The following is a 13,626-nucleotide window of genomic DNA, read 5'->3' as shown; positions in this document are numbered from 1 at the left end:
CTAGAGTACCGATTTAATTGTAACCTATTGATTTTAAATGATAAAAATGGCACGGAGGGACTCGAACCTCCGACGCCTTGGTTCGAAGCCTGATGCTTTAATTTGAAACTCTTTATTTATCAATAGACTGCGATGCATCAAATTCCCGAAAAACAGCGTAGCACTGTCACAGTTATGCCACAATTCATGACACAGTTTTTATAAAAAACAGTTATAGAAAGTTGCTAAAAATGAACAATAACTATTTTATCCCCATAAGGTTATGCTCAATTAAGCATCCCCAAACCAAGTAGATACTTTTATAAAGCTTCTAAACGAGTAATAAACCTTAGAGCGGCAAATGCAATTTTTAGCTAAACGAGGTTTAATAATTAATAATGAAGCTATTCATTATTTTCAGTATCTAAATTACTATGACCTTCAGGTTATTGAATTCCTTTACAAGAAGATTTTAAGTCCTACAATTTTAAAATTATTTTTTAGCCACTTTATTTAATAATTCCACCAAATCTATTGGCATAGGAAAGATAATTGTTGAGGAGTTCCCCGTTCCAGCAAGCCCAGTTAATGTTTGTAAGTAACGCAACTGCATGGCTTGGGGTGCTCTTGCTAGCACTTCGGCTGCTTGTAATAGTTTTTCAGAAGCTTGTAATTCTCCTTCTGCATGAATAATTTTGGCACGCCTATCTCGTTCAGCTTCTGCTTGCTTTGCAATAGCACGAATCATACTTTCATCAAGATCAACATGTTTAATTTCGACATTAGCCACTTTAATACCCCAGCCATCAGTCTGAGCATCTAAAATAGTTTGCACGTCGCTATTTAATCGCTCACGTTCTGATAACATTTCATCTAATTCATGTTGGCCAAGTACAGAACGCAATGTTGTTTGCGCCAATTGGCTGGTCGCTTCAAAATAATCCTCTACTTGAATAATGGCCTTTTGTGGATCAACTACACGAAAATAGACAACAGCATTGACCCGTACTGAGATGTTATCTCGAGAAATAACATCTTGACTAGGTACATCCATGACTACCGTGCGTAAGTCCACCCGTACCATTTGTTGAACGCCAGGAATAATTAAAATTAATCCTGGCCCTTTAATTCGCCAAAAGCGGCCCAACATAAATACAACCCCCCGCTCATATTCCCGAAGTACGCGAAACATTGAGGTCAACAGTAAGATAATAATTACTAAAAAGCTTATCAAATAGGTCATTTCATCTCTCCTTGAATTTCTTCTACCTCTAGCTGCAAACCTTTTGCTCCGATTACCCTTATCGGCTGATTTGCATTAATAGGATGCTTAGCATAGACACTCCAAATCTCGCCGCCAATAACAGCTTGCCCTCTTAGATCGACCACACTTAATGTTCTGCCCTCTACACCAAGTAATGCTGCAGTTCCATGTTGTATTGGTTGTCTTCGTGATTTTATGATCATAGTGAACATAATAATGGCTATAATGATATTTACAGCAGCCATCGCTCCAATCGCTGACCAGGCAATTTGAAAATTAATATGCTCAGCATCAATGAGTAAGATTGAGCCTGTAATAAAGGAAACAGTACCCCCTAAGCCTAAGACGCCGAAACTAGGCGCAAACGCTTCTGCAATAATAAAAGCGACCCCTAATACGATTAAGGCTAAACCTGCATAGTTAATGGGTAACAGTTGTAAAGCATATAATGCAACTAATATGGCTATGGCGCCAATAACTCCGGGTGCAATAACACCAGGATTGATTAATTCAAAAAAAATGCCATAAATACCTAACATTAATAATAAATAAGCAATAGTGGGATCGGTGATAACTGCTAAAAAACGCATGCGCCAGTCAGGTTCAACCCTTTCTATTTGCGCATTAGTTAAATTTAATTTAATTTGTTGCCCATTTTGCGTTACAGATAAGCCATTTAGCTTTGTTAATAAATCCTCCCTATTTTGTGCAATAAAATTAATGACTCCAGCTTTTAGCGCTTCAGGTGCAGTTAAGGTGGCCGCATCATTTATAGCTTTTTCTGCAAAGTTAATATCACGCCCTCGTAACTGTGCTAGAGTACGAATATAGGCAACAGCATCATTGGTAACTTTTTTATCCATAGCCGTTTTCTGTTGATTCTCTTTATTTTCTCCTCCTAAACCACCTGTCAAACTAACAGGACTTGCAGCGCCTAAATGAGTCCCTGGCGCCATAACAGCTAAGGTACTGGCATAAAGTAAAAAGGTTCCTGCGCTTGCAGCACGTGCACCTGCTGGAGCCACATAAGCAACTATCGGTGTACGAGAAACAAGGATAGATTGAACAATCTGGCGCATGGACTTATCTAAACCGCCAGGCGTATCAATTAGAATTAAAATTAAATCAGCATTTTGTGCTTGTGATATGCCCCTAACGAGGTAATCAGCAGTAGCAGGTCCTATACTGCCCCGAACTGATAATTCAATAATTTTAGCCGCCATAGAAACAGGGATATATGTTAATAAAATAGCCAATAGTAAATATATCCACAATAACACTTGCCGTTTTGGGTGAGAAATTAGCATAAACATCCTGTTTATAATTTAATTTTACCTTATACCCTGTCAGATAACTTCATAATATAGCTATTGTTGTTAGCATAGCCCATTCACAATTAAATGTATAAACAGCAAGAGCAGAACATAGGATTTGATGATAAATTAGCCAATTAGATTTAGTTTTACATTATTTCTTCAACTATGCTAATAAATTAACGAGCTTAAGCTAAAACGACATCTCTTATCAGAAAAACATAGTAAAAAATAAATATAGTTAACAGTATTCCTCCCTCCCACCGGGTAATACGACCCTTTCCTATAAGACCATAAGCCATTAAAAACAATCCTGTAGTCATTGCCATCATGACAGGCCAATCTCTAAATAGGATTTCCTTTGGCATCGCTGTAATAGGTGTAATTAATCCAGCAATCCCTATTACGCTTAAAAGGTTAAACATATTTGATCCAATGATATTTCCAATGGCCATGTCTGGCTCGTTCTTTCTAGCTGCGATAATTGATGCAGCCAGCTCTGGTAACGAGGTGCCAGAAGCAAGGACAGTTAGGCCAATAATTAAATCACTAACGCCAAACATTTTAGCAATATGAACCGCGCCCCAAACTACCAGTTTAGAGCTTAAAATTAATAAAATTAATCCAAATAAAAGTAATAAGATTGCTTTTTTTAAAGACATAACATGTAAAGATAACTCTGTATTAACTTCCTTGGCTAATACATCAGCTTTATTCTTAAGGCTCGCGTAAATAGTCCATATGACAACTAAAATAAAACTAAGTAAAAGACCGATAGATTCAGGCCGTGTTAGTGTTTTATCCCAAAAAATAAATCCCATAAGCAAGCTAATGATAATTAGCAAAGGTAATTGCTTGCGAATAATATTGGAATTTACTTCCATAGGTACAATGATAGCCGTTAACCCCAATATCAAGCCAATGTTAGCAATATTTGAACCTAAAGCGTTACCTATAGCTAAACTGGGATGACCCTGCAAGGCAGCCAAGGTTGACACAACCATCTCAGGGGCTGATGTTCCAAAACCTACAATTATCATACCAATGACTAGTGGTGATACTTTCGAATGATAGGCTATGGCAGCAGCGCCCTCTATGAATCTATCAGCACTTATGCCTAAGATAATTAAGCCAACAACCAAAGCAAGAAATGCCAGCATGTTAACCCTCTGTTTATTTAATTAAATATCGAAGTATGATTTGGTGTAATGTTCTGGTAAATTATTTTAATGCCTCGATGTATATAGGGAATAATTGGGCCGACTTTTCAAATTTTTTAACTCGCTTTTTACGTCCCATAGCCTATTTAGGCATAGTTTATTAAAAAATTAAATGTATTACTAAAGCTGTTTCCTTTAACTTTACGATAAATTAATCTTTTTATTAATTCAATCGTACTTCAAAGAATACAAAATGATGATAGCTGGAATTAGTTTAATACTGTCCATAGCCGCATTTTTAGCACTCTTGTATTTTAATTTTTATCGCTCCCATCTTGTATGGTTGCTGGCAATGATTCCACTTCTTTTATTCTCCTATTTTCTTCATTTTATTCCTCAAATAATGGATGGAACAGTTATTTATTACAATGAAAATTGGTTCTCATTAATGGGCGTATCTATTTCACTCACCATTGATGGGCTCAGTTTATTGTTTGCTTTACTAATTACAGGTATTGGAACGCTCATTGTTATTTACAGCATCCCTTATCTTAAAAAGAATAATTATTTATCACGATATTTCTGCTACTTATTTTTATTCATGTTCGCAATGCTAGGTGTGGTTCTCGCTGATAATTTAATTACGCTTTTTATCTGTTGGGAATTAACTAGTATTAGCTCTTATTTACTTATTGGATTTAATCACGAAAATGCCACCGCAAGAGAAGCTGCATTTAACGCCTTAATGATTACCAGCTCAGGTGCATTATTTTTATTAATTGGTTTCTTAATAATAGGTATGGCGACTAATACTTATTCTATTTTAGAGTTATTAAATCAAGGGCAAAGATTGATTGAAAATAAATGGTATCCAATTATTTTACTATTGATATTGGTTGGAGCATTTACCAAGTCTGCTCAATTCCCCTTTCATTTTTGGTTGCCTAAAGCAATGGAAGCACCAACCCCTGTTAGTGCTTACCTTCATTCTGCAACCATGGTGCAAGCAGGTGTGTATCTTTTAGCACGGCTTCACCCTCTAATGGCAGGTAACTCTTGGTGGTTTATTTCCCTAACTATTATCGGGGCTATTACAATGATAATAGGTGTATTGCTTGCTTTCAAAGAAACCGATATGAAATTAATACTCGCCTATACTACAGTGACTGCACTAGGTTCGCTGGTTTTTTTGTTAGGTTCAGATCAAGACGCTGTTATAAAAGCGGCTGTTGCATTTCTTATCTCTCATGCGCTTTATAAGGCAACCTTATTTATGGTAGTAGGCGATATTCAACATCAAGCTGGTATACGATCAATCACTAAAATTAGTGGTCTACGTAAGGCTATGCCAGTGACCTTTATGGCTGCATTAGTTGCTGGCGCCTCTATGGCTGGATTACCGCCTTTACTTGGGTTTTATGTAAAGGAATTAGTCTATGAAGCAAACTTAGCGGCCCCCGTCGCTTCCTATATACTGACAGCGATGGTCGTTTTTGCCAATATGATGGTTGCATCGCTCGCATTTATCTTGATCATCAAATCATTTTTTGGAAGACAGAGGCCGAAAGATATTAGAGAAGCCGACAGCCTAATGTCAATGAACGCATTCTTACTGTCAGTATTTACTTTAATCATCAGTCTTGTGCCCTTTACTATTAATAGAGCAATATTATCACCAGCAGCGAGTGCTATCCTTGGCTACCCGGTCACAATGGAGCTGACTATGTGGCATGGGTTTACACCATCACTCGTACTAAGCCTCATTACCCTTTTAGGGGCAATCATATTGTATTTAAGGCGAGCGCAGGTTAAAAAGGGACTTAATCTATTTAATATATTTTATAAATACGGCCCTACCTATGTATGGCAACAGCTCACCTGGCTTGTATTAATTATCGCTGACTGGCAAACAAAAATTCTACAAGTAGGTAAACAACGGGTGTATTTAACAATTGTATTCTTCACTATCGCTCTGTGCCTCGTTGTAACTACTATTTTTCAACATGCAATTCAAATACAACAATTGTTCCCTTCTATTTCTTGGTTACCCCTATTTTTATTTTCCTGGATTTTCATATCTGCTCTCTTTTCCATTTGGGTTGATACTTATTTAAAAGGGCTAATCTTTTTAGGTATGTTTGGTTTAGGGGTTGCATTGTTATTTTTAGTCAATGCTGCCCCTGATGTTGCAATGACACAAGTATTAGTCGAAACATTAATTGTCATTATTGTGGTACTTAATTTATACCGTCAGCCAGAATTGCCAAATCTAGTGGGTGAAAAAAAAGGAGTGCGTCTGCTAAATATGATCATTGCAATTACAATAGGAATGCTCATCACATTACTGTTACTTACTATCACGCATCAACCCTTTGATTCAAGTATTGGAAATTATTTTTTAAAAAACAGTGTTACGCTTGCACATGGGCGTAATGTCGTGAATGTTATTCTAGTCGATTTTCGTGCTTTAGACACCTTAGGAGAAACGATTGTAGTTGCAACAGCGGCACTTGGGATTTATGGACTATTAAAAACACGTAAAAAAGATAAAAAACCATGACATCACTTATTCTTCGTACAGCATCAAAATTTTTACTACCAGTTACATTGCTCTTTTCTATTTGGGTTTTGTTTCGGGGGCATAATGCGCCTGGCGGTGGCTTTATAGCCGGGCTAATTGCAGCAAGTGGATTTGCATTGTATCTAGTTGCACATGGGGTTAAAGCATTACGTGGGCTAATTAAAATAAGGTTATTCTTATTCCTAAGTTTAGGATTTACTTTTTTTCTAGTTAGCGGATTAATGGCTTTAGTTAAAAACAAAACTTTCCTAACAGGAATCTGGATTGACATAAAATTTATTCCTGTGCAATTTGGCTCGCCGATTTTATTCGATATAGGTGTTTACTTGGTTGTATTAAGTAGTGTATTGATTACAATGGTAGCGTTAGAGGAATCAGTATGTCTGACATGATTTGCTGGTTAATTGGCAGCTTAATCAGTATTAGTATTTATCTAATATTAAGCACACAACTTATGCGTTGGTTATTTGGTATAGTCATATTAAGCTCTACAATTAATTTAGTTATTTTTGTTGCTGGGCGCTTATATTCTCAAATTCCCGCATTTATTACTCCGGGAGTACAAGCGCCTAATACCCTCTTAGCGAATCCATTACCGCAGGCACTTATTCTCACAGCAATTGTCATTGGCTTTGGATTACTAGCATTTGCTTTAGTGCTTGTGCGCAAAGTATGGCGCACATTTAATACGACTAATTTAGATTTGATGCGCTATTCAGAAAGGAAGCCTTTCAAAGCAGAGGATGAAACATGAGCTGGTTACCTCTGTTACCATTATTAACATGTTTTTTCGTAGTGATATTGAATTGTTTAGCTTGGCGCCATTTAATTTTACAACAATCCGCTCATCTTTTGGGAGCAGCTTGTTTATTATTTGTTACTGTCTGGCTTTTTTATGTTGTTTTATCTCAAGAGATCTTAGTTGTTCAGCTTGGTGGATATAAAGCACCATTTGGTATTGTTTTCGTAGTTGATAGGCTAAGCGCTATTATGTTGTTAATCAGCGGAATCATTGGATTTTGTGTATCCATTTATGCCATTTACAGTGTTAGCAGTTGGCTGCAAAAATTAGGATTTTATATTGGTTACTGGCTCCTATTAATGGGAATATGTGGGGCTTTTTCAACTGGCGATTTATTTAATCTGTATGTTTGGTTTGAAGTTATCTTGATTGCTTCTTTCGTCTTATTGGTATTAGGTAATCGTAAAGCACAACTAGACGGGACTATGAAATACGTCAGTTTGAATCTTGTTGCAACCATCTTCATGTTGTTAGCAATTGCTATGTTGTATGCCATGGTAGGCACCCTTAATATGGCGGATTTGGCACTGAAACTTAAAACTTATCCCTTAACAGGTACTGTCACTACCGTTGTGCTATTGTTAGCTATTGCCTTTGCTATTAAATCTGCAATATTTCCATTGTTTTTTTGGCTGCCAGCCTCCTATCATACAACGAATACTGCGACCGCTGCTATTTTTGCAGGCATGCTGACTAAGGTAGGAGTTTATGCGCTAATAAGATTAATGACACTCATCCTTCCAGCTAACCACTATATTTTATCATTACTATTATTTATCGCAGGCTTTACCATGGCAACAGGAGTATTAGGTGCCGCATCAGAATTTAATTTCCGACGGCTGCTATCTTTTCATATCATTAGCCAAATTGGCTATATGATTATGGGGCTGGCAATTTACACCCCATTAGCATTAGCAGGGGCCATATTTTATATTATTCACCATATTATTGTTAAAACTAATCTATTTTTAATAAGCGGTATTTGTTCCCGAATAGGGAAAACATCGGATATACGTAAGCTAGGAGGTTTTTATAAACAATACCCGTATTTAGCCATACTATTTTTTATTCCAGCCTTTTCTCTCGCGGGCGTGCCGCCTTTATCTGGCTTCTGGGGAAAATTAATTTTATTGAAAGCAGCTTTAAATTCTTCTCATTATATCATTACAGCCATTGCACTTCTGGTAAGCCTATTAACCTTATACTCAATGACCAAAATATGGACGTATGTATTTTGGCAGGAACAACCAACAGCCTTGCCTCTAGATTCATTTGGCAATGTAAAATTATTTATTTTATTCCCTATTATCATTCTTGCAGCGCTAACACTTACCATCGGCCTCTTCCCACAACCTATTTTTAAAGTAATACTGCAAGCAACTGAACAAATATCTCATCCAGAAGGGTATATTCATGCTGTATTAGGAGTTGAAAACGGATGAAAACTCTATTTATAAAAATAATATTGATTATACATTTTATGTTGGTTTTCATTTGGGAAATTCTAGTCGCAAATCTTCGTGTAGCCTATGATGTCATTACACCTCGTTATCGAGCAAAACCCGGTGTCATTGCGATTCCTCTGGACTGTAGAACTGACATTGAAATTACATTATTAGCGATTGTTATTTCACTTACACCAGGGACACTCGCACTCGACGTGTCAACTGACAAGAAAAAATTGTATATCCATGCCATGTTTATTATGGATAAAGACAGACTAATCGCTGAAATCAAGAATCGTTTTGAGAAACCTATCATGAGAATATTAATATGAGCATACAGTTAGGACTTATAGCCTGGTATTTTTCATTGGCACTTATTATGTTGTCTGTTATTTTCTGCTTTATTCGCATAATTATTGGACCAATTTTACCCGATCGCGTAGTTGCATTAGATTTAACAGCCAATTTATTAATTTCATTTATTGCTATCTTCAGTGTCATTACGAATCAATCCGTTTATATTGATGTTGTTATCGCATTAGCACTTATTGTTTTCCTTACAACGGTTGCATTTGCAAATTTAATTGCAGGGCAATCATTTAAGAAAAAACGGAAAGTACATAAGGACACTTTATAATGGATATATTGATTAGCACAATTTGCATATTAATTGGCTCATTATTCATATTAATTGCTGCGATTGGAATATTTCGGATGCCAGATCTTTTAATGCGTATGCATGCAGCAACTAAAGCAGGGACACTAGGCACAAGTTTAATATTAATTGGCGTTATTTTTCATTTCCAGAAATGGAATGTCTCCATTGAAGCATTACTTACTATTTTATTTATTTTTATTACTGCACCCATTGCATCACACCTATTAGCAAGAGCTGCTTATTTCCGTGGGATTGAACTAGCGAAAATCACAATTACCGATGAGCTAAGAGATCATTACTATTATTAAATATCATAATTACGATTTAATAAATGAGTACTAAACACCTAAGCATTTTTTCTATTAATATTCTATATTCGCAACCTTATCTCATTTAACCAGCTAATGAAGAAAACAGCTAGAGCAACTCTACTTCATTGACCGGCTACGGTCGATGCGTTAGGTGAAATGACTACTATAAGAAGTGATGTCACCTCATAGAAAGAGTAGCATCTGCTAATGACAAATCGATCATTCTCTTTCGCCTACGCTGATTTGGCTTATAGCACTTATTCTCAAACGAAGTTGCTTTTCAATTTCAAGAATAGTAAAAAATATTGCACCAATTACCACAATAAGTACACCATCCCAAAAGGGAATACTCTCTGTCACAAAGATTGTCTGCAAAGGAGGAAAATAGGTAATGGCAAATTGTGCAACAGTAACAACTATAACTGCTATCCAAACGACTTTAATTCCTCTAACTGCCGACCATGTAAGTGAGGTAGTGTAAATATTACGAATATAAAAAAGATGAAATATTTCAAGTACAACTAGGGTGTTTAATGCCATTGTGCGTGCTAACTCAAGCGAATCACCATGCTTGAGTTCATAAAAGTAAATACCAAAAACGCCACAGATAAATAGAATAGAAACCAGTATGATGTGCCATACTAGACTGCCAGTTAGCAGAGATTCACTTCTAGGGCGTGGTGGGCGATGCATAGAGCCTTCTTCTGTGGGCTCAAAGGCCAACGCAATTCCCAAAGTGACTGCTGTAATCAAGTTAACCCATAAAATTTGAATTGGTGTGACTGGTAAGCTAAGTTCCATAAGTAAAGCAAAAATAATAGTGATGGCTTCGCCCGCGCTAGTAGGTAGAGTCCAGCTGATGACCTTTTTAAGGTTGTCATACACAGTACGACCCTCACGAACAGCTGCAACAATAGAAGCAAAATTATCATCTAGCAGTACAAATTCTGCAGTCTCTTTGGCGACTTCGCTACCTGTTCTTCCCATAGCAATTCCTGCATCCGCTCGTTTTAATGCAGGCGCATCATTAACCCCATCACCAGTCATAGCGACAGTCATACCATTCGATTGCAATGCCATTACCAGCCTTAACTTATGTTCAGGACTGGTACGGGCAAAAATATCGACTTGTAATACAGCACTTTTAAGTGCTGCATCATCCATGTTATCTAAATCCATACCTGTTAATACCCTTGCCAAATTTTTAAGGCCAATTTGGCGGCCAATGGCAAGTGCTGTACTGGCATGGTCCCCTGTAATCATTTTAACTTTAATACCCGCTTTGTGGCATTGTGCTACTGCTGCAATTGCTTCTGGCCTGGGTGGATCAATTAATCCGACCATACCGAGTAAAGTGAGGCCCCCTTCAACATTAGTAAATTCTAAAACGGTATGTTCTGGCTGGGTTTTTTTGAATGCAAAAGCCAATATGCGCTGCCCTCTTGCTGCTATTTCGTCCATCTGTTCTTTCCAGTAAACCTCCTTTATAGGTTCTTCTTTACCCCACACGGTTTGTTGATGTTGGCACATCTTTAAAATTTGCTCAGGCGCACCCTTAACAAAGATTACTGCATGTTTTAAGTGGTCATGATGTAGGGTGGCCATAAAGCGATGTTTGGCATCAAAAGGAATCATATCAGTACGCACCCAGGATGTGTTTTCTTCCTGTTGAATAAGTCCTACTTTACCGGCAAATGCAAGTAAGGCTCCTTCCATGGGATCACCTTCTGTAATCCAGTTACCTTCTTGCTCATAAAGTGTGGCATCATTACAAAGCACTGCCGCGCGCGCAATTTGCAGAAGCAGAGGATATTCATTAATGTCAATAACTTGTTCATCTAAACTAATCGTTCCCTGGGGCTCATAGCCAACACCGTCTAGATTAAACAAGTGACTACTGCTTAGAATAGAAGAGACAATCATCTCATTTAGCGTTAAAGTACCCGTTTTATCCGTACAAATAACTGAGACAGATCCCAATGTTTCGATTGCAGGAAGACGTCGGACAATAGTGTTTCTTTTCGCCATCGCCTGTACGCCAATAGCCAGAGTTATTGAAAGGACCGCAGGAAGGCCTTCGGGGATAGCCGCGACTGATAAGCTAACCACAACCATAAATAGTTCACCAAATGGATGATGCTGGACAAAATAGCCATAAACGAGAAGTAGTGCGGCAATCATTAAAATGAATAAAGTTAGCCATTTTGCAAAAAGTCCCATTTGGATGATCAATGGTGTAGTTAATGACTCTACTTTTGATAGTAGTCCACTAACCTGTCCAATTTGGGTAGCTGAACCTGTGGCAACTACAATACCTTTGCCTTGACCATTGGTTACAAAAGTCCCGCTAAAAGCCATACAACTTTGATCACCTAATACAGGATCACTTGGCAGGGGATGTATGTCCTTTTCAACAGAAATAGATTCACCAGTTAAAATAGCCTCCTGAATGGTTAACCCATGCGATCTTATTAGACGTAAATCAGCAGGTACCTTACCCCCTGCTTCTAGCAAAACAATATCCCCTGGAACAAGCCCTTCACCCGGGATCCGTTTTCGTTTTCCATCCCGTAACACAGTAGCAGCAGGGGATAGTATGTCTCGAATAGCATCTAACGCTCTTTCTGCTTTTCTTCTTGAATAAAGCCAATAAGAGCATTAATGATAACAACGGCTATTATTACAGCCGTATCCACCCAGTGTTGTAATAAAGAGGTAACTAGAGCAGCGCCCAGCAAAACATAGATAAGTATATTGTGAAATTGAAGAAAAAAGCGTATGTAAACACTTTTCCTTTCAGGCTGCGGTAATTGATTGAGGCCATAACGTCTTAGCCTAGCCTGAGACTCATCCTCACTAAGGCCTAATTCGTTAGTATTTAATGATACAAGGATTGCCTCTTTTGATAGACTGTGCCAACCTGGTTCGGAAACGTTATTTTGTTGTTCCGCCATGAATATTTTTCCTGCGTCTAATAAGCTTTTACCGGCGAAACAAAGCCAGGAGGTTTCAATGCCAATAGTGAGCAATCAATTTTTTGCAAGATATTTTCTGCAGTATTGCCCATAATAAAGCCTGCTATACCAGTTCGAGCAACTGTCCCCATTACCAGAATATCGATTTTTTTATGGGTTATGAAAGCAGGGATGATATCTTCCGGTTGTCCTTTTAAATGTTCGATTTGATATTCTTCAGACATTTGAGACCGTTTAATCAACTCTTTCAATGACAGTTCATGAGAGTGCTTTTCTTCTGCAACCATCCTATCGACCTCAGCTTTAGATGTTTTGAACCAAACGTTATCACGTAAGTAATTTTCTAGCGCAAAATTCCAACAGGAAAGAATGCTTAACTTGCCTTGATACATAATCTTTAAGGAATAGGAAATTTCTAGCAAGCAAAGCGATAAATCTCGTGTTGCAGGTTCTTCATCTTTAGGATCAACTGCCACTGCAACTTCAATATTTTTTAGGGTATTCTTAAGAGGGCGATAAAGAAACAAGGCACAAGGACATTTGCGCAACAACTCCATATCTAGCGCCATAAATCCTTTCATAGCTTCAGCTGTTTCTGTAGATTTAATAAGAAGATCATGAGAATTTTTAAGGACATGTTGAATGATTCGAATATCAGGCGCACTGCCATATTCTACTTCAATATGAATAGGAATTTTCTTTTTAGAGAAACAAAGACCTGATTTAGCCAATTGAATAGCTTTATTCATTTTGTCAACCAAAAATTCCTCGTATGAAATCTTATACTCACTAAGGGTGTCAGGAAAGGGAGGGCAGGTAATTAAGATACAAAGCTCCGCCTTGTTCTTAACGGCTAATCTTATTGAAAGCTGCAAAGCTTCTACTTCTTCCTTAATTCCATGGCTGACAAATAAGATATTTTGAAATCGGTGCATTCCTTGCCCTCCTTGAGATAGTCCTATTTAAGTCTAGATTGCCTCCTATAATAAAATTTGCTGCATGTGATGCTAAAGAACAATATTTTCTAGGAAACTAAATGCAATCATTACTGCAGAAATTATAGTATCTAGACTTGTTTTATACGAATTATTGATATTTTGATATATTGGCGGCTCTACCCTAAATAGAGGGGCACTTT

At 37.4% G+C, this 13,626-nt stretch carries 11 protein-coding genes and 1 pseudogene; 7 read left to right on the top strand and 5 right to left on the bottom strand.

The window, feature by feature from the left end:
* Nucleotides 1-472: 472 nt before the first annotated feature.
* The 3 genes from E1P04_RS12355 to E1P04_RS12345 all read right to left on the bottom strand — a co-directional run bounded on the left by E1P04_RS12355 (nt 473) and on the right by E1P04_RS12345 (nt 3,716).
* The gene (locus E1P04_RS12355) at nt 473-1,222 is read right to left on the bottom strand and encodes a slipin family protein (protein WP_131783210.1); all 750 of its coding nucleotides are present in this window, start codon (nt 1,220-1,222) and stop codon (nt 473-475) included.
* Nucleotides 1,219-2,550 carry an NfeD family protein gene (locus tag E1P04_RS12350; protein ID WP_165482769.1) on the bottom strand — a complete coding sequence of 444 codons (1,332 nt, stop codon included), beginning with the start codon at nt 2,548-2,550 and terminating at the stop codon, nt 1,219-1,221. The genes E1P04_RS12355 and E1P04_RS12350 overlap by 4 nt, the downstream gene beginning before the upstream one ends.
* Before the next feature lie 194 nt (nt 2,551-2,744).
* The gene (locus E1P04_RS12345; RefSeq protein ID WP_131783208.1) at nt 2,745-3,716 is read right to left on the bottom strand and encodes a calcium/sodium antiporter; all 972 of its coding nucleotides are present in this window, start codon (nt 3,714-3,716) and stop codon (nt 2,745-2,747) included.
* A 253-nt stretch (nt 3,717-3,969) separates the two neighbouring features.
* Between E1P04_RS12345 and E1P04_RS12340 the strand changes: the two genes are divergently transcribed.
* Genes E1P04_RS12340 through mnhG form a run of 7 tightly spaced genes read left to right on the top strand, consistent with a single transcriptional unit; the run spans nt 3,970 to nt 9,510 of the window.
* Entirely contained in the window at nt 3,970-6,276 is a 2,307-nt protein-coding gene (locus E1P04_RS12340; protein WP_242604452.1) for a putative monovalent cation/H+ antiporter subunit A, read from the top strand.
* Nucleotides 6,273-6,689, top strand: coding sequence for a Na+/H+ antiporter subunit B (locus E1P04_RS12335; protein ID WP_131783207.1), 417 nt, complete (start codon nt 6,273-6,275; stop codon nt 6,687-6,689). Before E1P04_RS12340 ends, E1P04_RS12335 begins: the two co-directional genes overlap by 4 nt.
* Entirely contained in the window at nt 6,677-7,051 is a 375-nt protein-coding gene (locus E1P04_RS12330; protein ID WP_131783206.1) for an NADH-quinone oxidoreductase subunit K, read from the top strand. The genes E1P04_RS12335 and E1P04_RS12330 overlap by 13 nt, the downstream gene beginning before the upstream one ends.
* A complete protein-coding gene (locus E1P04_RS12325; RefSeq protein WP_131783205.1) occupies nt 7,048-8,541 on the top strand; it encodes a proton-conducting transporter transmembrane domain-containing protein in 1,494 nt (497 codons plus the stop codon). The genes E1P04_RS12330 and E1P04_RS12325 overlap by 4 nt, the downstream gene beginning before the upstream one ends.
* Complete coding sequence (locus tag E1P04_RS12320; RefSeq protein ID WP_131783204.1) at nt 8,538-8,876, top strand: Na+/H+ antiporter subunit E; 339 nt, start codon at nt 8,538-8,540, stop codon at nt 8,874-8,876. The genes E1P04_RS12325 and E1P04_RS12320 overlap by 4 nt, the downstream gene beginning before the upstream one ends.
* On the top strand, nt 8,873-9,181 hold the full coding sequence (locus tag E1P04_RS12315; protein WP_131783203.1) for a monovalent cation/H+ antiporter complex subunit F: 309 nt from the start codon (nt 8,873-8,875) through the stop codon (nt 9,179-9,181). The genes E1P04_RS12320 and E1P04_RS12315 overlap by 4 nt, the downstream gene beginning before the upstream one ends.
* The gene (gene mnhG / locus E1P04_RS12310; RefSeq protein WP_131783202.1) at nt 9,181-9,510 is read left to right on the top strand and encodes a monovalent cation/H(+) antiporter subunit G; all 330 of its coding nucleotides are present in this window, start codon (nt 9,181-9,183) and stop codon (nt 9,508-9,510) included. Before E1P04_RS12315 ends, mnhG begins: the two co-directional genes overlap by 1 nt.
* Nucleotides 9,511-9,732: 222 nt before the next feature.
* On the opposite strand, the pseudogene E1P04_RS12305 reads toward mnhG, so the two are convergent.
* Both E1P04_RS12305 and E1P04_RS12300 read right to left on the bottom strand, forming a co-directional pair.
* Nucleotides 9,733-12,467 (bottom strand): annotated as a pseudogene (locus tag E1P04_RS12305) (cation-transporting P-type ATPase).
* 17 nt (nt 12,468-12,484) lie between these two features.
* A complete protein-coding gene (locus E1P04_RS12300) occupies nt 12,485-13,423 on the bottom strand; it encodes a universal stress protein (protein ID WP_131783201.1) in 939 nt (312 codons plus the stop codon).
* Nucleotides 13,424-13,626: the final 203 nt, after the last annotated feature.

Origin of the sequence: Legionella gresilensis, assembly GCF_900639865.1 — a bacterium.
GTDB lineage: Bacteria > Pseudomonadota > Gammaproteobacteria > Legionellales > Legionellaceae > Legionella_C > Legionella_C gresilensis.
Note: the sequence above shows the minus strand (reverse complement) of the source record. Positions and strands in the feature narration are given on the sequence as shown.